Below are 21,366 nucleotides of genomic sequence, written 5' to 3' on the forward strand. Positions count from 1 at the left end.
CTACAGTTGTCCAATATATTTTTATTAACATTACCACCATCAGACAGTAATATGTAAAAATCTCCGCACAGATGTTGACATTTCTACACAGATAGTATAATATATTAACATCTACACATAGTATTAAAAACTACATGTCAAAGTATGATTATCCAAAAAGGAGATGTCAATATGAAATTCGAACTAGAAATCAAAGACCCCGGAAGCGCCATCACCCATTTCATTGGTATGCTCATGGCAGCCCTAGCCGCCACTCCCCTTTTAATACGAGCCGCCAGCCAGCCCGATACCATCCATCTGATATCCCTGGCCATATTCATCGGAAGCATGATACTGCTCTACGCAGCCAGCACCACCTACCACACCTTAAACCTATCCGAACGCTCCAACAAAATACTCCGAAAAATCGATCACATGATGATCTTCATCCTAATTGCAGGCTCCTACACCCCAGTCTGCCTCATCGTCCTAGGCGGAAAAACCGGCTACAGCCTCTGCGCCCTCGTATGGAGCATCGCCCTAGCCGGAATCCTCATCAAGGCTCTGTGGATCACCTGCCCCAAATGGTTTTCCTCCATCCTATATATAGCCATGGGCTGGGTCTGCGTCCTCGCCTTCACCCAGATCCTCAACTCCCTCTCCCCAGCCGCCTTCGCCTGGCTCCTGGCCGGAGGAATCATCTACACCATAGGCGGAATCATCTACGCCCTAAAACTGCCCATCTTCAACTCAAAACACAAACACTTCGGTTCCCACGAGATCTTCCACCTCTTCGTCATGGGCGGAAGCATCTGCCACTTCATCATGATGTACGTATTCGTAGCCCCCATGCCCCTCTAACCCAATACCCCAAAAACAAAATCCCCCACCCAATCAACGAGCCAGCCGCCTGGCTCGTTACTTTTCCAAAATCACCATCCACTCCGCACCCATCCCCCTATAAATCCCCCTCACCAAAACCCTCACATATCCCTTGCACCCCTCCATCCCACCCATTATAATAAAAGAACCAACATTCATCCCCAACAACCAGGTTCAGCCGTGAAAGCAGCCGGCAGACTTTTCCAATATCAAGTGTCCGGCTGTTCACGCACACGCTGTCTGATATGAACGCACATTGCCCCGAGCCCCACAACACCCAACACCCAAAAAGAGGCAATGTACGTTCAGAGCAGACAGCGTGTACGTGAACCGTCCGAACACAGATATGGAAAAGTCTGCCGGCTGCTTTCACGGCTGAACCGTCCACCCCCAACCCCAAAAAGGAGTCCCCATGCCAACCTACACCTACATATTAAAATGCTCCGACAACACCCTCTACACCGGCTGGACCACCGACCTAAAAAAGCGTCTAAAAACCCACAACCAAGGCAAAGGCGCCAAATACACCCGCTCCCGCCTCCCCGTAACCCTCGTCTACTACGAACTCCACACAACCAAAGAAGAAGCCATGTCCCGGGAAGCCGCCATCAAAAAACTAAGCCGCCCCCAGAAGGAACGGCTTATCAACACAAAACCCTTAATCAGCTAAATACACTATTGTAAAAGCGGCATAGGATCAATACTCTCCCCATCCTTGCGCACTCCAAAATACACATTACACCCCTCCTGGGCAAAATACTTCGTAGGCTCACTCACATACCCAATGGTCTCCCCAGCCTTCCGGTAATCGCCCTCCTTCACCGTAAGCTCTTTCAGCTGTCCGTAGATAACCTCATACCCATTGCCGATATCCATCGTAACCGTAGTCCCCGTCTCGTCCAGCGTCTCAATCGACGTAACCTTCCCCTGAGCAGCACACATCACAGAGGCGTCCAGGCTTCCCTGTATAATCACCGCCGGATTATATTTATACTGATTCAAGGTAGAAAAGTATATGGACTTGTCCATACTGTAATCCAGGATCACATTTCCTGCAATAGGCCAGAAAAGCTTGTCTGTCTCCGCAGAAAAGGAAAGGGTCGGCTCCTCCGCCATGGCGTCCGAAACCGCCTCCTCCATCTCGTCAATCACAACATTTTCCGCAATCTCCGCATCCTCCGCCTGAAATTCACTTTCCAGCTCCGCCTCATTGATCACATTTTTTTCTACCGTTTTATCCGCTGTTTGTGTCTCCTTCTCACGCTTTGCGGAAGCAGAAGCCGCCTCCTGGCGCATCTCTTCCATCTCCTGCTTCTGTTCCTCCTCCTGTGCCTTGCGCACTTCCTCCTGTCTGGCCCGTTCCTCTTCCTGCCTCTCCTTGGCATCCGCAATCTTCTGCTGGAGTTCATTCTCCTTCTGCTCGCTTTTTCCCACCGTATACATGCCAATCATAGCGACTACGGCAAGAAGGCAGAGACTAAACGCAACCGTTACGGATTTGCCTCCCGTAAATGTACTCTTTTTCTTTCTTTTCACTGTCATAAGCTTCACCTCTATACTAGATTACACACGTTTCTTTGTGCTGCTAACCATAGCATAGCCACTTTAATGGAAGCTTATACATTCCACATTTTTATAAAAATAGAGTAATATTTCCATATACGTTTTCCCGGCAGCCGCCTGCTGACTGGCCTGATACATGCTAAGTCCCAACCCGTGTCCAAGCCCCTTGGTCACGGCACGAATGCCTTCCTGGGTCTTTTCCAGAGAAAAACAGCTGGAATTCAGCGAATAACGGCTGCGGAACTCCTCTCCTCCCAGAACCTCTCCTCCCAGGCGAAGCTCTGTCACATAGCCGGCATCATCCTGAGACAGGATCTCCGGCAGCTCCTCAAGCTTAAGAAACTCTATTTTCAAATAATCCGCCGATTCCACATCCTGGGGACATTCCACCGGCTCCAGATGGGAATATCCCTCTCCCAGTACCTGGCCGCTCCTCGTCCTTCCCGCACTGACCGCATGGTAAGGCAGATCCACAGGCTGAGCATTCATAACCAGAATCTGTCCCTGTGTGGCAGTGACTGCCTCCTGGACTTTGGCATAATAGTCCTCCCACTGGCCGTACCCCCACAGCTTCTCCAAGTCCTCCGGCGAAGCATAAGAAAATCCCATAGTCTTCAGATCACTCTGCCGAATGGATGCGGCTGCCTCCTCCATATTTTCCGTCCCGTAAAATTCCATGCTCTTTTTCAGAAGGTTCGTCCGTATGATCACGGCCTGGGACTTAAGAGCCTCCTGCGGATAGGAAACCGGCATCTGCCCCGGCAGAATCCCCGCCACATAGTCTTCCAGACTGGGTGCATCCGCTTCTCTTTGCTCTCCGCGCATATTTCCGGTACGAAAAACCACCGCCACATAAGGAAGCAGTATTAAAATAATAAATATGGATATTCCTGTCTTTATTTTTTCCCTCATTTTACATTTTATGAACTCACGGAAAAAATAGACGCTCTATCCACAGTGATACTGAATAATGAAGAAATCTCTCTGACGGCAGAAGAAAAAGGACTGAATCCAGTAAAACCGAATTCAATCCTTTTTAGTCAATTCAATCTCTCTATAACGTTTCTGCCGCTTTACAGCTCCACGGTAATCTTATCCAGATGCCAGATCTCATCCACATACTCCTGGATAGTCCGGTCAGAAGAGAACTTGCCGCAGGAAGCTGTATTCAGAATAGCCTTCTTTGCCCAGCCCTTCTCATCACGATAAGCTTCCTCCACACGCTTGTGAGCATCCGCATAGGAACGGAAATCCTTCAGAATAAAGTAGGTATCCGCCCGATCGCTGCTCTTGGTGTTCAGCAGAGAATCGTAGATATCCCGGAACCGCTCCGGATCGTTGGGCGCATAGTACCCGTTGATGAGCTGCATCAATACCTGGCGGATATCCTGGTCTGCATTAAAGATATCCATAGGGTTGTAGCCGCCGTTCTGCTCATAATTGATAACCTCATCGGAGCTCAAGCCGAAGATAATGGCGTTCTCTTCGCCCATCTCCTCCACCATCTCCACATTCGCACCGTCCATGGTTCCGATGGTAATAGCGCCGTTGAGCATGAACTTCATGTTGCCTGTACCGGAAGCCTCCTTGCTGGCTGTGGAGATCTGCTCGGATACGTCAGCCGCCGCAAAGATCCACTCCGCATTGGATACCCGGTAATCCTCGATAAATACCACTTTCAGCTTTCCGTTGATGGATGCGTCGTTGTTAATCACCTCAGCCACAGCATTGATCAGCTTGATGGTCAGCTTGGCGCGGTGATAGCCTGCAGCCGCCTTGGCGCCGAAGATAAAGGTTCTCGGATAGAACGGCATCTCCGGATGCTCCTTGATCTGGTTGTACAGATACATTACATGGAGAATGTTCATCAGCTGGCGCTTATACTCATGGAGACGCTTTACCTGTACGTCAAAGATCGATCTGGGATCTACCTCCACCCCATTGTGCTCCAGAATGTATTTTGCAAGACGCACCTTGTTCTGGTACTTGATATTCATAAACTCCTGCTGAGCTTTCTCATCGTCCGCATAAATCTTAAGCTTGCTGATCTGGGACAGGTCTGTGATCCACTCGTCGCCGATGTGATCCGTAACCCAGTCTGCCAGCAGGGGATTGCCGTGAAGCAGGAACCGCCGCTGTGTGATTCCATTCGTCTTATTATTAAACTTCTCCGGCATCATCTGGTAGAAGTCCTTCAGCTCCTGGTTCTTCAGAATCTCCGTGTGAAGCCTTGCCACACCGTTGACAGAGTAGCCCGCGGCAATTGCCAGGTGGGCCATCTTTACCTGTCCGTCATAGATAACGGCCATCTTGCGCACCTTCTCGTGATCGCCCGGGTACTTCTTCTGAATCTCCAGGATAAAGCGGCGGTTGATCTCCTCAATGATCTGGTACACACGGGGAAGCAGTCTGGAAAATAACTCAATGGGCCATTTCTCCAGCGCCTCGGACATAATGGTATGGTTGGTGTACGCACAGGTCTTGGTGGTAACCTCCCACGCTTCATCCCACTCCAGATTCTCCTCATCAATGAGCACACGCATCAGCTCTGCCACAGCCACCGTGGGATGGGTGTCATTCAGCTGGAAGGTTGCCTTCTCATAGAATTTGCGGATATCCTTGTGATCCTTTTTATATTTTTCAATGGCCGTCTGCACGCTGGCTGAGATAAAGAAATACTGCTGTTTCAGACGAAGCTCCTTGCCCGCCATATGGTTGTCATTGGGATAAAGAACTTCCACAATCAGTTTTGCAAGATTCTCCTCTTCCACGGCCTTCTGGTACTCGCCCTTATCAAAGGAATCCAGATGGAAGGAATTCATGGGCTCTGCATCCCAGATACGAAGAGTATTTACCACATTGTTGCCGTAGCCTACCACCGGCAGATCACAGGGAACCGCACGGACGCTCTGGTAGCCCTTCTGCACGAAATGATTTCTTCCGTTCTTGTCTGTCTCTACCTGCACATAGCCGCCGAACTTTACAATCTTGGCATACTCGGAGCGGCGCAGTTCAAAAGGATTGCCGTCCTTTAACCACTCGTCCGGCACCTCAATCTGGTATCCGTCCTTGATCTTCTGCTTAAACATTCCGTAGTGGTAACGGATACCGCAGCCGTAAGCCACGTAGCCCAGAGAGGACAGGGAGTCCAAAAAGCAGGCTGCCAGTCTGCCCAGGCCGCCGTTGCCAAGAGCTGCATCCGGCTCCTGATCCTCGATAATGTTCAGATCGCATCCAAGCTCCTCCAAAGCCTCTTTTACCCCTTTATAAAAGGTCAGATTAATCAGATTGTTGCCCAGGGCCCGGCCCATAAGAAATTCCATGGACATATAATAAACAATCTTGGGATCCTTTTTCTTCATCTCCTCCTGGGTTGCAAGCCAGGCGTCAATGACCGCATCCTTAGTAGCGAGGGCTACCGCATGAAAAATCTGCGGCTGTGTCGCTTCCTCGATACTCTTTCTGTACAATGTCTTTACATTGTAAACAACGCTTCTTTTGAAGAGTTCCTTATCAAAAGGTCTCTTGCTCATGGTAAATCCCTCCCGTTATTTTATTTTTCTTTATGGACGTTCCACACCCAGGGTTACTTCCTCCCCGTTGATGCTCCAGTCCTTTACATATCCCTTTGTCTCGCCGATCCTTACCTCAAGAGCCAGCACCTCTGACAGAATGGTTTCCCTGTGGGATGTCAGCAGCTCCGCAATCTTATCATTGCCCTGACAGTAGACCGTGATCTTATCCATTACCTCAAAGCCGGCTTCCTTGCGCATGGTCTGGATCTTGCTGATGATCTCCCGGATAAAGCCTTCCTCAATCAGCTCCGGGGTCAGCCTGGTGTCAAGAACTACCGTAATCTCGTTGTCCCCGTCGGATACATAGCCCTCGGTCTGGGCCATATCAATCAGCAAATCTCCTTCTGATAATACCACAGAAACACCGTTTACGTCAAATGTAAGACTGCCCTTTTCCTTCAGCTCATCCATAGCCGCATTGCCGTCTGCCTCTGATAAATAAGCCCGGATACCATTGAGGGATTTGCCGTACTTGGGGCCTACGGTTTTTAGCTGGGGCTTGAAGCTGTAGGTGGTAAAAGCACGCACATCATCCGTAAAGGAGACAGCCTTCACATTCAGCTCATCCCGGATAATCTCCTGGTAATAGCCGTCGAGCTCATAGGGCGCTTTCACAAACATATCGGCAATAGGCTGGCGGTTCTTAATATTTGCGGCATTTCTGCAGGCCCGGCCCATCACTACAATGCGCAGAACCTCGTCCATATTCTTCTCGAGCTCCTTATCAATCCATTCCTGTCTCACCTCCGGGAAGTCGCAGAGGTGAATGCTCTCCGGCGCGCTCTTATCAATGCTGCATACCAGATTCCGGTAAATATCCTCGGTGATAAAAGGCACCATGGGGGCCGCCGCCTTACAGATAGTTACCAGCGCAGTGTAGAGGGTCATATATGCATTGATCTTATCCTGCTCCATGCCCTTTGCCCAGAAACGCTCCCGGCTGCGGCGCACGTACCAGTTGCTCATATCGTCCACAAACTCCTGGAGAGCCCTGGCTGTCTCAGGAATCCGGTAATTTGCCAGGTTATCGTCCACCTGGCCCACAACGGTATTCAGCTTGGAGAGAAGCCATTTGTCCATAACACTTAAGGAATCGTAGTCCAGCTCGTATTTTGCTGCATCAAAACCGTCAATATTGGCATAGAGCACAAAGAACGCATAAGTGTTCCACAGGGTTCCCATAAACTTGCGCTGTCCCTCCATCACAGCCTTTCCGTGGAAACGGTTCGGCAGCCAGGGCGCGCTGTTCACATAGAAGTACCAGCGGATGGCGTCTGCGCCGTAGGTTGCCAGCGCGTCAAAGGGATCCACGGCATTTCCCTTGGACTTGCTCATCTTCTGCCCGTTCTCGTCCTGCACATGGCCCAGCACGATAACATTCTCATAAGGAGCCTTGTTAAAAATCAGTGTAGACTCTGCGAGCAGGGAATAGAACCAGCCTCTTGTCTGATCTACAGCCTCGGAGATAAACTGAGCAGGAAACTGCTGCTCAAACAAATCCTGGTTTTCAAAAGGATAGTGGTGCTGTGCAAAAGGCATGGCTCCGGAGTCAAACCAGCAGTCAATAACCTCCGGGACGCGGTGCATGTCTTTGCCGCACTCCGGGCACCTGACGGTAATTTCATCTATATACGGGCGGTGAAGCTCTACGGTCAGGGCCTTTTCATTGCCGCTCATCTCAAGAAGCTCCTGGCGGCTTCCGATGGCGTGCTGATGGCCGCATTCGCACTCCCACACGTTCAGAGGCGTTCCCCAGTAGCGGTTCCGGCTGATGCCCCAGTCCTGGATATTCTCAAGCCAGTCTCCAAAGCGGCCCTTGCCGATGCTCTCCGGAATCCAGTTGATGGTATTGTTGTTGCGGATCAAGTCCTCCTTGACTGCCGTCATCTTGATAAACCAGGATTCCCTTGCATAGTAGATAAGGGGCGTGTCGCAGCGCCAGCAGAAGGGGTAGTCATGCTCAAATTTGGGCGCCGAGAAGAGCTTGCCCTCCTTATCCAGATCCTTTAGGATCTCTGGGTCTGCCTTCTTGACAAACATACCGGCGTAGGGCGTCTCCTCCGTCATATTACCCTTGCCATCCACAAACTGCACGAAAGGCAGATCGTACCTGCGGCCAACCTGAGCATCGTCCTCACCGAAGGCCGGTGCGATGTGTACGATTCCCGTACCGTCTGTCATGGTTACGTAGGTGTCGCAGGTTACATAGTGGCCCTTTTTCTTCTGCTTTGCGGCTGCTTCGCCGGTGCAGGGGAATAAAGGCTCGTAGGCTTTGTACTCCAGATCCGTTCCCTTAAAGGTTTCCAGAATCTCATAGGCAGCCTGTCCTTCCTCCGCCAGGGATCCAAGCACCTTGTCAAGGAGCTCCTGGGCCATATAGTAGGTGTAACCGTCTGCCGCCTTTGCCTTTACATAGGTGTCGTTGGGGTTCACGCAGAGGGCTACGTTGGAGGGCAGCGTCCAGGGAGTTGTGGTCCATGCCAGGAAACAGGCGTCCTCATCCACTACCTTGAAGCGGACAATGGCGGAGCGCTCCTTCACTGCTTTATAGCCCTGGGCTACCTCGTGGGAGGATAAGGGCGTTCCGCAGCGGGGGCAGTAAGGCACAATCTTAAAGCCTTTGTATAGAAGGCCCTTTTTCCAGATCTCTTTTAAGGCCCACCACTCAGACTCGATATAGTCGTCGTGATAAGTTACGTAAGGATCGTTCATATCAGCCCAGAAGCCTACGGTGCCGGAGAAGTCTTCCCACATGCCCTTATATTTCCAGACACTTTCCTTACATTTTGTAATAAAGGGATCAAGGCCGTATTCCTCGATCTGCTCCTTGCCGTCAAGGCCCAGAAGCTTCTCCACTTCCAGCTCCACCGGGAGTCCGTGGGTGTCCCAGCCCGCCTTTCTCGGGACCATATAACCCTTCATGGTGCGGTATCTGGGAATCATATCCTTGATAACACGGGTCAGTACGTGGCCGATGTGGGGCTTTCCGTTGGCCGTGGGCGGCCCGTCGTAAAAGGTGTAGGTTTCGCCGTCCTTGCGGTTTTCCATACTTTTCTCAAAAATGTGGTTTTCCTTCCAGAAGTTTTCCACATTCTTTTCCCGTTCTACAAAATTCAGATTGGGTGATACTTTTTCGTACATAAGTATGCCTCCATTTTAGTTCCGTAATATTCTGTCCATACACCTTTAATAGAACAATTTCCAGCCTCAAAGGCATGCGTCTGTAAATTGTTCTGTGCACTGACAGGACACTACTGATTTTAGTTCTTTTTGCAAATAAAGCTCCCGTCCTGTAAAAGGACGGAAGCCTTGCTTCTGTTATACCACCTGTTACTGCATGCTGTCACATGCGTTTCCCTATAACGCGGGAAAGCCGTCAGTACCTATGGAAGCAGTCCTCTGTGAAATGCTTTCCTTCAGCCTGCAACTCGGAAGTGATCTTCGGAAAAGCTCTACTTGTACCGGGCTTCCACCCTCCCCGGCTCGCTGGAACGTTTGAGCAGATCTTACTGTCTTCGTCTCTGTCTTTGCTTATCGTTCCTTAGTATAACGTGCTTTTGCTTGGTTTGTCAATGTTTTCGGCCCTTTTCTTTCTGTTTTTCATTACTTTTCAAGTTTTTCAAAAAACAAAAACTTTTTGAAGCCTCTTTTCGATTTCAATTATTACATTTTTTCTTAAAGAAATGTAAACTTTTTGTAATAGACCTTGCACCTGTAAAAAAAATAACATATACTTGAAGGTGTCATTTTTCTTAATACCTGTTGATAATACTATCTTTTTCTAAATACGAAAGCTTAATACAGCATGCATTTGCTTATACTCGTATTCCAAAGGTTTTCAATGATAATTTAAGTGTCAGACGGATATAGAATCCTATCCGCCTGACTTGCGGAGGTCAAATATGAAATTTTCACATAGATTGCTGGCTGCGGCCCTTGGCCTGGCCCTCTTAGGTTCTGCCTGTTTTTCCCCTCTGGATGTAGATGCGGCCAAAAAAAAGCGCGGGCCGACGGCCGCGGAGATTGCCGCTGCGGAACAGGCAGAACAGGAACGGCAGGATGCTTACAACAAGGCCATTGATTCCAATCAGATTGAAGGCTGGCCCCAAGGGCCGCAGATTTATGCGGAATCTGCTGTTATCATGGAGGCTGATACCGGCGCTATCCTTTATAACAAAGATATGGACATGCGCAATTTTCCGGCCAGCATAACCAAGATTATGACTGCTCTTGTGGCTCTGGAGCATTGTTCTCTGGACGAAGTAGTGACCTACTCTTATTATGCTACTCATTCCATTGAAGCCGGAAGCAGCAGCATCGGGCGCACGGAGGGAGAGGAGCTTACGGTGGAAGAATCCCTCTATGCTCTTCTGCTTGAGTCTGCCAATGAGTGCGGCAATGGACTGGCTGAGCATGTTGCAGGCTCCGTAGAGGCTTTCGCAGATATGATGAACGAAAAGGCGGCCGAGCTTGGGTGTACGGACACCCATTTTGTGAATCCTCACGGACTGCATGACGAGAATCACTATACAACTGCTCATGATATGGCTCTGATTATGAGGGCGGCTCTGCAGAATGAAAACTTTGTCCGAATCTCCGGAACCGGCAGTTATGAGCTGCGGGCTACGAATAAAAGTGATGACATTGTATATATGAAAAATCATCACTATATGATTGGGCCTTATAGGAGTGTAACCAAATATTTGGATGATACAGTGATTGCCGGAAAAACCGGAGGAACCAGTGCAGCTAAAAATACGCTTGTCACCGCAGCTCAGAGAAACGGCTTAACATTAATTGTTGTTACTATGCGAACAGCCTCAGATCCAAATGCGGAACGAGGCATTCCTCTATTTCCAGATACGGCTTTACTTCTTGACTATGCATCAGAAAATTTTAGCAAAGTGAATGTAGCTTCCAACGAGACCAATTTTTCTGTCAATAACTCCGGCTTCTTTCATACAGGAAGCTCCATCTTCGGACAGACAGAATCACTGATTGAAATCAACAAAAATGATTACATTGTCCTTCCCAATGACGTTCCTTTTACAGAGGCTTCTCCAGAGCTGACCTTTCAAAGTGAGGAGGATTCGGATACCATAGCTACCTTGGCTTACACCTGGCAGGGACAGCCTGTCGGCTCCGCTTCTATAGAGCTTGCCCAGTCAAAGCTCCATACATTTTCCTTTGATCGGGAAACAGGTGATCCGGAAACTCCGGATACAGATACTTCCTCCGGAACCGAACAAAAGAGATTTATTCAAATCAATATCCGACTGGTTGCGATTGGTGTTATGATTGCTTCTGTGATTTTTTTGCTCTGCATTCTTTTCCGGAAGCTTTCAAAGCAGTGGGATCTCTCCGGAAAGCTGCGCCGCTTCAAGCTGCAAAAACGGCGCAAACGAAAGAAGCGCCGCAGGGTAACGCCGCGGAATCGGTATCAGAGAACACCGAAAAAACGCAGCTCGCCTTATTCGGATCTGGATCTTTAGAATAGAAAAATCGTTACAGTCAGCTGGTTTATACTTAACGAAATAACATTTGCTGATTCTGTAACGATTTTATTTTTCTACTATAGTTTCCGCGCCTCTGCCATTCGCTCCTGGAATTGGCCGTAGAAGCTGCGAGTTTCTTCATAGGGCTTTAGATAAAAAGTTTTCAATAGATACATACTTAAGCTTTTCTGGAAGCTTCCCTCCTCTGTATGTTCCAGCCGCCTTGACAAAGCTTTCAAAAAATAGTGCCATTCTATGATAAAGGCTTCATTCTTTTTCACCTCCGGCGTGTCAATCCACTTCTGCACTTTTACCTTTGTCTTGGGCTCTTTTGGGCATTCGTGCACCTGCAGGAAGTATCGGAAGCTCTCATTTTCATAATAACGTCCCAGAGGAAAGATGCGGCACATGCCTGGACGGTATGGATGGATTGTGCAGCGGCCTTCCCCGCTTAGAAAGCCGCACTGCTCCTTAGGCCCTGTCATTTTTAAGTTTGGCAGGACAATTCCTTCTGCCAGATTCAACTCGATTTCCTTATCCAGCAATTCCTCGAAGGAGCGGTGCAGGCCTGTCGTCAGCCGAAAGCAGTCATAGGGATCCAGGATAATGCTGCTTCCCATTCCCCGGCAGCAGTCACAGCAGCCCTGGCAGCCGCCGCAGTCTGCCTTTACCATGTCGCGCAGGCTGTAAAACCGCCCGTCTGAGACTTCCTTCATATCTATTTCACGTTCCATGCAGGTTCTCCTCTTTCGTTGTTGTCAGTTTTGATTTCTGCTTATCTTTGTATTTCGTCTTTTTCGCATTTTTCATAGCAGAACGGATGTCTTTTCTTCACTTTTTGCTTGTGTAGTTATCTATTTTATGGTACACTCTTAACTGGAAGTCAGTCAAGATTGATTTTCAAAAAATGATCTTGACAGCATGCATAATTAGTTACTGTTCACTTCGCAGCCAGTAACCATAATTGTACTTGTTCCCTTAGTTATATGGATATAACAGGAGCCTTCTAAGAAAGTGTTAAAACATACACCTCGGAGGACAAGGGAAAAGGCAGCAAGCAAAATAACATATAGATTTCCTAAATGTCGCTATAGCTCAGCTGGATAGAGCGACCGCCTCCTAAGAGAACCTACAACGGAAACTTTTTGGAGGACATGAGGTAGTAAGTCACACACAATTTTATACACGTTTCCGTAGCTCAGATGGATAGAGCGACCGCCTCCTAAGCGGTAGGTCGGGTGTTCGAGTCACCTCGGGAACGCTGGGAACACAGCCGAAAGCCTTGATTTTAGTGGGTTTTCGGCTTTCTTCATTTCAGCATCAAAACTCAGATTTGCTAATATGCTAATACATTTGAAAATCGAACCTACATGCTAATACGAGTTAATTGGTCGGATGTTCAAATAATCCGCTCTGTTTTTCTGCTAATAAAACTCCCATTTTGAAGCTTCCCAAACACAAGATTTTTTCTTTTTTGCTAATACGGTATTTTTAACTGTTCTTTTGTCTGCTAATAGATTTACTCTTTATTAGCATTTTGGATAGACCTGGCAAATTCTATTAGCAGTTCAGGATTGGATTTCATAAGCTGCTGCAGTACCTGTTCTGCAGAACCTGCCTCATCTTTATCATTTTTCTGCGAATCACAGATGCCTTTGCCGTCAAGAAAATCATCCATTTTACCAGCCAGTTTTTCGCGCTCGCTTGCAAAAGAATGCTTCCCGTAACGTCTGGTCAGCATTTCCAGATTAGACCATCCGCCGGCCTGCATAACCGAATTGTAATCGCCTCCGGACATAAGAAGTTTGGTGGTGGCGCTGGTGTGCCGCAGGCTGTGGAATACGATTTCCTGGGGATCCATATCAGGATCATTCATTTCAGTCAGGATTTCCTTAAACCGCTTATTCAGGTGTTCCGTCATAATGGGACGCCCATTGGCCTGACAGATAGTAAGGTTATAATCCATGTAACCATCTGGTCCTAATTCCTTTTTCAGCTTGTCCTGCATCTCTTTCAGTATGAGGAGCGCATTCAGTACACTCTGGGGAACATCCACATCCCGTACCGTGTCATCACTTTTGGGCTGTTTCAGAACAATCGTTGTCTTGGTTCCTGGATAAAGATTTGGGAACTTAAAAAGAATGTTCATCTTCGGCATATCCATGTTTTTCTTGGATACCCTGTCGATTGCCCGGTCAAAATGGATGATCTGCTTTTCAAAATTGATCTTGTCCCACTGCAGGCCGCCGATTTCACCACCCCGCACGGTACATCCAATGGCGATCAGAACCGCACAATGGATTAAGTAATAATCGTAATATTCGGGGCGGTTGGTAAATTCCAGAACCTTTAAAATCTGCTCCGGTTCCAGGATCACCCTTTCTTTTTCGTGGTGTTCCGGAAGAGTTGCATTTAGGAATGGATTCTTATTGATATATTCTCAACGCACCGCAAGATTGAAAGCACACCGCAGTACCTTATGGATGTCATGGATGGTAGCGGCCGTGATATGGTCACGCATGGGCTTCCCCATATTGGTAGCCGGTTCTGCTTCTGTTTCCAGAAAATGATAGTAGTCATCTACCGTTTTTGTCTTGATGGAACGGAGCTTTTTGTCACCCAGGTAGGGATGCACATAATTCTCCAGAAGTCCGTTATTGCCATCATAGGTAGATGCCCTCCATTTTTTCAGGCCGTGCTGTGCAACGATCAAGCAGGGGCTGGCTTTTTACGGCAGACCTGTCCCATGCACCTGTATGACTCCCAGTACCATGCTGTGAAATTGTCAATGTACGTTCTATGGCATCTTTTTAAATGACCTATATAATAATAAAATAGGGTGAAAACCAGATATTTCTGCAAGAATCAGAAATTTTTTAAATTTCTTTCATACTATATATAGTTTTAAGTTGTTGACTGATTCCATATCTTGTGTTACACTTCCCTTGTAATTGATTTTTGTGCGCATCCTTTTGTGGATATAGTCGGAATTGCCTGTATGTGGCAAACTTCCGCATTGCACACGCCGTTAAGTTTGTATGATTGTACCAGCAGTATCACTACGCCCTGTGAGTGATATACCGCTGGTTTTATTTTGGAAAATTTTATTATTTCTTTTCAGAGCAGGAATGACACGAGTTCACAGGAAACTACGGACGCCAGGAATATCAGAGAGTCATTCCTGCTTTTTTGCTGCCTGAAAGCCGGAAGGCATATAAGGATACAACAACATTCACAAGAAAGAAAGGTGGAGAGTGACTGCAGAAAGTAAGATGGCTGGATCAGGACTGTAACAAATGTGGCAGACAGTTAAACAGCTGGGATGCCCGGTTATCGAAAACCCTGGCGTACAAATACCCGTGCTGTGAATCCTGTATTGCCGGAGAATATGATATGTCGGCAGAAAGGCTGCGGGACCGCATGGAAAACTATTTTGGGATGCGTCCCTGCCAGGGATTATAAGGAGGAACAAAATGAGGGAAAAGGAATATGAGGAATACAATGCTCTGACAAAACGGCTGCTGGAGGAAGGTTATAGCGCAGAGCACCATCCAGACTATGTAAGGGTTGACATACCCATGTGGCAGGAAAAGACTCTTGATAATTATGATGGGGGTTTTACTTATGAAAAATGGTGGATATTTGAGCAGACTTTTAAGACACCCTGCGGCCTGCAGTGCAAAGGGCTCCAGTGCCACAGCAACATGAGCTACATGGGGATTGAGTGGACTTTTGAAAATGATATGGCTACCATCCACTGCCCTTATGAAAAGAAAGAATGTAAGCTGAAACATGAATATCTCCAGGAGCATGGCATACTCCGGTATGACTGCGAGGTCCATATGACGGAGGAAGAATACTGTTATGAGGGGAGTGTGGAGCATATCCTGAAACTGCATGACGATGAGATACGAAGGCAGGAGATCAGTTTCGGACTGCAGAAGAAAGGACGTGTCTGCCGGGAGCATATGCGGTTCAACCGGGATACACTGGAATGGGAGATGAACTATGACCCTTATGACTGCGGACGGAACAGATGTGCAGGGATGTGCCCGGTCCTGGGGCATGAGCTGGATAAGAAAAGGGGAAATGTATTTTATGATATAAAAATTTCCTATCTTAGAAATGACCTAAGCGGCACACTGTTTGAAGGGCAGGTGGATACCCAGATTATCAAAGGGAAAAAGCTCTTTGACCATCCGGTGAGCATGGATATCTGCAAGATATGCGCCAGTCTCTGCCAGGACAGGATAAAGGAGAAAGTGCGGAACCACTATTTTACGGAACTCTTTTTCTCCGAATACCACGGCAGGTATTTTTCCTTTGAGATCCAGAACGTCCGTGCAGAGCGCAGGGAGAGCCGGAATCTGATGCAGGACCTGGAAGATATCCGGAACGGAATCCAGATTGTGCATGCTTCCGACATGGAAAAACGGGATTCAGAGAATAAAAGGGAGAGACGGCGGCAGTCACGGGAGGCCGCAGTCAGGTGCCTGGAAAAGAAAGTGTTGGAGAACGGATATGAGAGCCTGGAGGAACACAGCACAGACCGGCGCCATGCAGATAAATGGCTGGGTCCAGAGAGGATAGCAGAACTGGAACAGATGCATCTGCTAAAAGAAAAGGAGAAAAAAGAGCAGCCGGTACAATTAAGCCTGTTTGATATGGAGGCTCTATAAACGATAGAAAAGATTGTTGGTTGGAACCTGCAATCTTATTTTTCTTTCCAGTATTTTTCATTTGACCACTTATACCATTTTGGTTGTGAAATTCCATAGACAATGATATAATTTCCTATATTTTTGTTTACCAGAGAGGATTCAGTCGTTGCTTGTCAAATCAGGTACAGGCAAGCTGTTTGGGAGGTATGATGAAAGGATTTAACCGACAAAATCAGTTCTTGTCCCTTTGTGGTCTGAATTGTGGACTTTGCCCTATGTTTTTGAACAAAAACTGCCCCGGCTGCGGTGGAGGGGAAGGAAATCAGTCGTGCAGGATCGCAAGGTGCAGCATGGAGCACAGAGGAGTAGAATACTGCTGTCAATGCAGGGAGTACCCATGTGAAAAATATGAGCATATTGATGATTTTGATTCCTTTATTACACATCGCAACCGAAGGGTTGATCTGGAAAAGATCCGGCAGTTTGGGGCCGAAGCCTATAATACAGAGCAGATGGAAAAAATAAAAATACTGGATATTTTATTGTCCGGCTATAATGACGGCCGTAAAAAGACCCTTTTTTGCGTTGCGGTAAACCTTTTGAATCTGCAGGAACTTAAGGAGGCGCTCAGGGAAATTGAGAGCAGACCGGATATGGAGATCCTTACGCTCAAAGAGAAAAGCGCTTTTGCAGCAGAGGTGCTTTCGGAGATTGCATCCCGTAGAAAGGTTGACCTGAAGCTGCGCAGGAAAAAGTGACAATCAGAGTACAGTACTTATTTTTATCTGAATCAGACAATAGTAAAAGAGGAACAGAAAAAATAAAGCGGAAAGGAATCGTTCTATGAAGTACATATGTACGGTGATAGCGGTGGCCGACATGAACGCTGCAAGAAAATTTTATGAGGATTTGTTTGGACTGGAAGTATTTCAGGACTACGGACGGAATATCGCTTTTACCTGCGGCCTGGCATTGCAGCAGGATTTTGACTGGCTTGTGAACCTACCCAAAGAAAAGGTATTAAAAAAATCCAACAATGCGGAAATCGTCTTTGAGGAACAGGAATTTGACGGATTTCTGCGCAGGCTGAAAGAATACCCGGATATTGAATATCTGGGAGAAGTAATCGAACATAGCTGGGGCCAGCGGGTGATTCGTTTTTATGATCTGGACAGGCATATCATAGAGGTCGGTGAGGATATGAAAGTGGTGATAAAGCGTTTTCTTGCTTCCGGCATGACGATGGAGGAGATCTCTGTGAAAATGAACGCCTCCGTGGAGGACTTAACGAAACTTCTGGATAGTGAGTGCATGGCGGGCCAATAAACAAATCGAGAGTTGAGGAAGGGAAAGAATGAAACGAGAATTAGGAATTGCAAGGTGTGGGCTTGCCTGTTGCCTGTGTTCAGAAAATGAAAAATGCAATGGCTGCTATTCGGATAACTGTCCTGACTACACCCAATGTGAAAACAGAAAATGTTCCATGGAAAAGGAACTTCCAGGCTGTTATGCCTGTGAAATAGATTGTAAAAGAGGGTTGCTGAACAAAATCAAGCCATATGGATTTACATTATTTATAAAAAGATATGGGATAGAAAATCTTCTTGACTGCCTTGAAGAAAATGAAAAGAGAGGAATCCTGTACCATCGTAAAGGGATTATTGGCGATTATGATGATTTTGACGATGTGGAAAAGCTGATAGAATTTATTAAGACGGGGAAACGCTAAATTAGGATTTTTAGGAGGTACATAAGTTTGAAACTGAGAGGTAGCGGTTAGAGAGAAAGTGAATTGCGCCACAAACAAGCCATCATGTGGTGGCTTCGAAAAAATGAATATAGACACAACACCTAATTTAGAACCGGAGCAGAATCGGAGATAACATATCCCCGTTGCTTCAACAAGCTAAGTGCCTGCGCAGTAGTCAGTACCTTTGACTTTTCCGCAGGACGTGGTTCAACGAAGCCGTCTGGTGTATAGGGCTTTAAATCTGAGAGTATGTGCCAGATAGCGGTCAGGAGCATACGGCAGACAGCGATGATGGCTTTCTTGTGACCACGACGTGCTTTTATACGCCTGTAACGATTGGTGATTTCAGGATGGTCCTTTGATCTTGTCAAAGCACTTGCAACCTGCACCAGAACTGGTTTAAAATAAGAACCAGCACGGGAAATCCGAGTGGATTTGATTTTGCCGGCACTCTGGTCGTTACGGGGACAGCATCCTGCCCATGAAACGAGGTGTTTTGCTGTGGGGAAGACAGACATATCACCACCGATTTCAGAAAGGATCTGGATTGCAGTCATAGGATTTTTGTCAAAGCCCGGAACGGTACGGACCAAATCAAGGGCGGCCTGGTATTTATCACTGAGACGAAGGATTTCCTGTTGCACTTTTTCTATATGCATCTCCAGTTCGTCTATGTGGTCCAGGCACTGACGGAGTTTGACAGCCTGTTCAGGAGAAACAGCTCCATCAATGGCAGCCTGGATTTCTCCAATCGGAGTCTTGCACCGTCTGTCAACAAAAGGTGCCACATCAAAAGTTTCCCCAGGATGGGCAAGTATTTGTTCCGTGATGGAACGGGAGGACTTTCCAAAAACGTCACTGAAGACATCATCCAGCTTGAGGTTGGATACGGTAAGACAGTTCTGCGCACGGTTCTTCTCGCCAGTAATCATACAGGTGAGCTTGAACCGGTAGCGTACCAGATCCCGCAGATGGCGGATGTCAGCAGGCGGAATAAAGGAAGGTTTGATCATGTCACACATGAAGAGGTCACAGATCCATTTGGCATCCTTACGGTCTGTCTTGTTTCCTTTTTGCGGTTTGGTGTATTTGGGATGGGCAAGGGTGACAAAGAGCCCTGCTTTTTCCAGGATATTGAAAACAGGGATCCAATACTTACCGGAAGATTCCATACAAACTTCAAAACAGCGGTATTTTGCAAGCCAGTCAGCCAGTTCCTTAAGCCCTTTGGAGAAGGACGAGAAACGAGCCTGCTTATACTCAGTTCGGCCGTTTGTGTCGGTAATCCCGATGCAGGCATAGATCCATGTTTTGTGGACATCAAGCCCACAACAGTTTTTACGAAAGATTTTAAAAGCCAAGAAAATAACCTCCTGAGATTTATAGTTGCAAGCTGACAGGGACTGGCCATCCGGCAAAATCGAGTCGACTTTGGAAGAGATAAGTTTACGGGCTGCGGGAATGCGCCATTCATTGATGCCTTAACGGATGACCGACACATATAACCATACGAGGTTGCCGCTATACAGCCCCACCACTCACCTCCACGTGTTGTGTAGTGTGTCAGCCTTACAACGATAATATATCAGGAAAATTTGAAGAGTGAAAGCCACAAATGAGTTTCATAACCCCATTGGTGCCTTTCGCAGAAAGGTGGATTATAACCATGAGAAATATGATTGCATACTGCGGGCTGGATTGTGAGAAATGTGATGCATATCTCGCAACAATCAATGATGACCAGGCGCTGCGTGAGAAAACTGCAAAACTATGGGCCGAGTTAAATAATGCCCCCATTCTGCCTGAACATATCAATTGTGAAGGATGTCGTGTTGATGGAATGAAAACTGTATTCTGCGATAGTCTTTGCGGAATTCGTCAGTGTGCATTGAAAAAGGGTGTGGCGACATGTGGAGACTGCCCAAACATGGAAAGCTGTCAGACTGTTGGAGAGATTATCTCAAATAACCCCGATGCTCTAAAAAATCTGAGGGGATAGACTACCGATTCGTTTGACAACTTACAGTGATCTCATTAAGCTGGAGCAGGAGGTGAAACAATGTTCAGGATAGGAGAATTTTCAAAGCTGACGCAGGTATCTGTTCGTATGCTCCGCTATTATGATGAGACAGGTATCCTGACACCGGCAGAGGTTGACAAGTGGACGGGACACCGGCTGTATTCGGTGGAGCAAATACCGCGCCTGAATAAAATCCTGTATTTGCGGGACAGCGGACTGAATGTTTCAGAAATTGCGCTTGCTTTGACGAAGGATGAGCAATCACTTCTTACGCAGCTCGACAAAAAGCGCATGGAGATAGAAAATGCAATACAGGCCGAACAGGAAAAACTGCAAAAAATCGAACTTGCAAAAAGTGAAATACAGGGTGGCAAAGGAGAGCTGCACTATCACATCTCCATTAAGCCAATCCCTGGGTATCAGGTGCTGTCCCTGAGGAGGGTTGTACCAGACTACTATTCCGAGGGTGACTTATGGAAAGAACTCTCTGCTTTTACGAGAGAGCAAAAAATAGAAATAACGGGCAGTACATTTTCTATTTATCACGATACAGAATTTCGGGAGACAGATGTTGATATTGAACTGTGCGCTCCGGTAAAGGAAATGGGGAAGGCAAAAGACCCATTTTGTTTTGGCACGACAGAACCAGTCCCGCATATGGCTTGCACAATGGTCTATGGCGATTTTGCAAATATAAAAGGAGCTTATCTTGCCTTTGCCGAATGGCTGCAGAAAAACAGCGAATACAAAATGTCTGCCCCCATGCGTCAAATCGTGCATAGAGGCCCGTGGAATGAGAAGAACCCTGAAAAGTATTTGATTGAGCTTCAAATACCACTGGAACACCATAGCCATATAGAAATTGAAATGCCCCGCTAAAAATGCAGGGCATTTTTTCCCTCTTGCATCTCACATGATGTGAGGTCTTATACTGGTTTTACCAACAAAGCAAGGAGGAAAAAAATATGACCTGTCAGTTAAAAGCCATTGGCAAAGTGAAAAATGATGAAAGCGGCACATTTATTCAGCTGGCCCCAGAGTACATTCCCGGACTGCAGGCCCTGGAAGGCTTCAGCCACATCCAAGTCCTCTGGTGGTTCAGCGATTGCGACAACCATGCGGACCGGAATGAACTACAAACGAAACAGCCCTATAAAGGCGCACCCAAAGTCATGGGTGTATTTGCGACACGGTCTCCTGCACGTCCGAACCCTGTTGCATTAACAGCGTCCGAAATAATCAACATTGATTTCACCAACGGAATGATTCGTGTTGCGTTCATTGATGCGGATGACAATACGCCTGTACTGGACATCAAGCCCTATACACCGAGTTTTGACAGGGTTGAAACGCCCGGTGTTCCCGCATGGTGCAGCGAATGGCCGAAAAGCACAGAAGCGTCCGGCTGTTTTGATTGGGGACAGGTGTTTAACTTTTAAAG

General features: G+C 47.3%; 18 protein-coding genes and 1 tRNA gene. 11 read left to right on the plus strand and 8 right to left on the minus strand.

Annotation, left to right across the window (positions count from 1 at the left end):
- The first annotated feature begins 171 nt into the window (after positions 1 to 171).
- Both trhA and VV089_RS18405 read left to right on the plus strand, forming a co-directional pair.
- Positions 172 to 840 (plus strand): PAQR family membrane homeostasis protein TrhA, encoded by a 669-nt coding sequence (gene trhA, locus VV089_RS18400; RefSeq protein WP_172542557.1) that lies wholly within the window; start codon positions 172 to 174, stop codon positions 838 to 840.
- A 433-nt stretch (positions 841 to 1,273) separates the two neighbouring features.
- The gene (locus VV089_RS18405; RefSeq protein ID WP_172541934.1) at positions 1,274 to 1,531 is read left to right on the plus strand and encodes a GIY-YIG nuclease family protein; all 258 of its coding nucleotides are present in this window, start codon (positions 1,274 to 1,276) and stop codon (positions 1,529 to 1,531) included.
- A 5-nt stretch (positions 1,532 to 1,536) separates the two neighbouring features.
- On the opposite strand, the gene VV089_RS18410 is transcribed toward VV089_RS18405, so the two are convergent.
- The 4 genes from VV089_RS18410 to ileS all read right to left on the minus strand — a co-directional run bounded on the left by VV089_RS18410 (position 1,537) and on the right by ileS (position 9,140).
- Complete coding sequence (locus VV089_RS18410) at positions 1,537 to 2,403, minus strand: murein hydrolase activator EnvC family protein (protein ID WP_334336925.1); 867 nt, start codon at positions 2,401 to 2,403, stop codon at positions 1,537 to 1,539.
- A gap of 63 nt (positions 2,404 to 2,466) precedes the next feature.
- Positions 2,467 to 3,336, minus strand: a complete 870-nt coding sequence (locus tag VV089_RS18415) for a SpoIID/LytB domain-containing protein (RefSeq protein ID WP_334336926.1) — start codon at positions 3,334 to 3,336, stop codon at positions 2,467 to 2,469.
- A gap of 161 nt (positions 3,337 to 3,497) precedes the next feature.
- Entirely contained in the window at positions 3,498 to 5,957 is a 2,460-nt protein-coding gene (locus tag VV089_RS18420; RefSeq protein ID WP_334336927.1) for a glycogen/starch/alpha-glucan phosphorylase, read from the minus strand.
- Between the two features lie 30 nt (positions 5,958 to 5,987).
- A complete protein-coding gene (ileS, locus tag VV089_RS18425) occupies positions 5,988 to 9,140 on the minus strand; it encodes an isoleucine--tRNA ligase (protein ID WP_334336928.1) in 3,153 nt (1,050 codons plus the stop codon).
- A gap of 761 nt (positions 9,141 to 9,901) precedes the next feature.
- On the opposite strand from ileS, the gene VV089_RS18430 reads away from it, so the two are divergent.
- Positions 9,902 to 11,491 carry a D-alanyl-D-alanine carboxypeptidase family protein gene (locus VV089_RS18430; protein WP_334336929.1) on the plus strand — a complete coding sequence of 530 codons (1,590 nt, stop codon included), beginning with the start codon at positions 9,902 to 9,904 and terminating at the stop codon, positions 11,489 to 11,491.
- Positions 11,492 to 11,571: 80 nt separating this feature from the next.
- Here the strand turns inward: VV089_RS18430 and VV089_RS18435 are convergent, their stop codons facing one another.
- Positions 11,572 to 12,228 (minus strand): YkgJ family cysteine cluster protein, encoded by a 657-nt coding sequence (locus VV089_RS18435; protein WP_172544460.1) that lies wholly within the window; start codon positions 12,226 to 12,228, stop codon positions 11,572 to 11,574.
- A gap of 453 nt (positions 12,229 to 12,681) precedes the next feature.
- Between VV089_RS18435 and VV089_RS18440 the strand changes: the two genes are divergently transcribed.
- Positions 12,682 to 12,755, plus strand: a tRNA-Arg gene (locus VV089_RS18440).
- 258 nt (positions 12,756 to 13,013) lie between these two features.
- On the opposite strand, the gene VV089_RS18445 is transcribed toward VV089_RS18440, so the two are convergent.
- The gene (locus tag VV089_RS18445; RefSeq protein ID WP_334336930.1) at positions 13,014 to 13,871 is read right to left on the minus strand and encodes a site-specific integrase; all 858 of its coding nucleotides are present in this window, start codon (positions 13,869 to 13,871) and stop codon (positions 13,014 to 13,016) included.
- A 63-nt stretch (positions 13,872 to 13,934) separates the two neighbouring features.
- Complete coding sequence (locus VV089_RS18450) at positions 13,935 to 14,207, minus strand: hypothetical protein (RefSeq protein ID WP_334336931.1); 273 nt, start codon at positions 14,205 to 14,207, stop codon at positions 13,935 to 13,937.
- Positions 14,208 to 14,967: 760 nt separating this feature from the next.
- On the opposite strand from VV089_RS18450, the gene VV089_RS18455 reads away from it, so the two are divergent.
- From VV089_RS18455 to VV089_RS18470, 4 genes are all read left to right on the plus strand, one after another.
- A complete protein-coding gene (locus VV089_RS18455) occupies positions 14,968 to 16,173 on the plus strand; it encodes a hypothetical protein (protein WP_334336932.1) in 1,206 nt (401 codons plus the stop codon).
- Positions 16,174 to 16,364: 191 nt separating this feature from the next.
- On the plus strand, positions 16,365 to 16,913 hold the full coding sequence (locus VV089_RS18460) for a DUF3795 domain-containing protein (protein WP_334337596.1): 549 nt from the start codon (positions 16,365 to 16,367) through the stop codon (positions 16,911 to 16,913).
- 85 nt (positions 16,914 to 16,998) lie between these two features.
- Entirely contained in the window at positions 16,999 to 17,481 is a 483-nt protein-coding gene (locus VV089_RS18465; RefSeq protein ID WP_334336934.1) for a VOC family protein, read from the plus strand.
- A 28-nt stretch (positions 17,482 to 17,509) separates the two neighbouring features.
- Entirely contained in the window at positions 17,510 to 17,884 is a 375-nt protein-coding gene (locus VV089_RS18470; protein ID WP_334336935.1) for a DUF3795 domain-containing protein, read from the plus strand.
- Positions 17,885 to 18,006: 122 nt separating this feature from the next.
- Here the strand turns inward: VV089_RS18470 and VV089_RS18475 are convergent, their stop codons facing one another.
- Positions 18,007 to 19,266, minus strand: coding sequence for an IS110 family transposase (locus tag VV089_RS18475; protein ID WP_286083100.1), 1,260 nt, complete (start codon positions 19,264 to 19,266; stop codon positions 18,007 to 18,009).
- Between the two features lie 305 nt (positions 19,267 to 19,571).
- Here VV089_RS18475 and VV089_RS18480 point away from each other — a divergent pair, with 305 nt between their 5' ends.
- From VV089_RS18480 to tsaA, 3 genes are all read left to right on the plus strand, one after another.
- Positions 19,572 to 19,904, plus strand: a complete 333-nt coding sequence (locus VV089_RS18480; RefSeq protein WP_120423397.1) for a DUF3795 domain-containing protein — start codon at positions 19,572 to 19,574, stop codon at positions 19,902 to 19,904.
- Positions 19,905 to 19,964: 60 nt separating this feature from the next.
- Complete coding sequence (locus VV089_RS18485) at positions 19,965 to 20,804, plus strand: MerR family transcriptional regulator (protein ID WP_160582112.1); 840 nt, start codon at positions 19,965 to 19,967, stop codon at positions 20,802 to 20,804.
- Positions 20,805 to 20,890: 86 nt separating this feature from the next.
- Positions 20,891 to 21,364, plus strand: a complete 474-nt coding sequence (gene tsaA, locus VV089_RS18490) for a tRNA (N6-threonylcarbamoyladenosine(37)-N6)-methyltransferase TrmO (RefSeq protein ID WP_120423395.1) — start codon at positions 20,891 to 20,893, stop codon at positions 21,362 to 21,364.
- Positions 21,365 to 21,366 lie beyond the last annotated feature (2 nt).

The organism is Candidatus Merdisoma sp. JLR.KK011 (assembly GCF_036941125.1).
GTDB lineage: Bacteria > Bacillota > Clostridia > Lachnospirales > Lachnospiraceae > Laedolimicola.

Bases quoted from the DNA above. Each gene is read 5' to 3' on its own strand.
- VV089_RS18430 (WP_334336929.1), top strand. From the start codon at position 9,902: ATGAAATTTTCACATAGATTGCTGGCTGCGGCCCTTGGCCTGGCCCTC.
- ileS (WP_334336928.1), bottom strand. From the start codon at position 9,140: ATGTACGAAAAAGTATCACCCAATCTGAATTTTGTAGAACGGGAAAAG.
- VV089_RS18455 (WP_334336932.1), top strand. From the start codon at position 14,968: ATGAGGGAAAAGGAATATGAGGAATACAATGCTCTGACAAAACGGCTG.
- VV089_RS18405 (WP_172541934.1), top strand. From the start codon at position 1,274: ATGCCAACCTACACCTACATATTAAAATGCTCCGACAACACCCTCTAC.
- VV089_RS18435 (WP_172544460.1), bottom strand. From the start codon at position 12,228: ATGGAACGTGAAATAGATATGAAGGAAGTCTCAGACGGGCGGTTTTAC.
- tsaA (WP_120423395.1), top strand. From the start codon at position 20,891: ATGACCTGTCAGTTAAAAGCCATTGGCAAAGTGAAAAATGATGAAAGC.
- VV089_RS18480 (WP_120423397.1), top strand. From the start codon at position 19,572: ATGAGAAATATGATTGCATACTGCGGGCTGGATTGTGAGAAATGTGAT.
- VV089_RS18470 (WP_334336935.1), top strand. From the start codon at position 17,510: ATGAAACGAGAATTAGGAATTGCAAGGTGTGGGCTTGCCTGTTGCCTG.
- trhA (WP_172542557.1), top strand. From the start codon at position 172: ATGAAATTCGAACTAGAAATCAAAGACCCCGGAAGCGCCATCACCCAT.
- VV089_RS18420 (WP_334336927.1), bottom strand. From the start codon at position 5,957: ATGAGCAAGAGACCTTTTGATAAGGAACTCTTCAAAAGAAGCGTTGTT.
- VV089_RS18410 (WP_334336925.1), bottom strand. From the start codon at position 2,403: ATGACAGTGAAAAGAAAGAAAAAGAGTACATTTACGGGAGGCAAATCC.
- VV089_RS18465 (WP_334336934.1), top strand. From the start codon at position 16,999: ATGAAGTACATATGTACGGTGATAGCGGTGGCCGACATGAACGCTGCA.
- VV089_RS18460 (WP_334337596.1), top strand. From the start codon at position 16,365: ATGAAAGGATTTAACCGACAAAATCAGTTCTTGTCCCTTTGTGGTCTG.
- VV089_RS18485 (WP_160582112.1), top strand. From the start codon at position 19,965: ATGTTCAGGATAGGAGAATTTTCAAAGCTGACGCAGGTATCTGTTCGT.
- VV089_RS18415 (WP_334336926.1), bottom strand. From the start codon at position 3,336: ATGAGGGAAAAAATAAAGACAGGAATATCCATATTTATTATTTTAATA.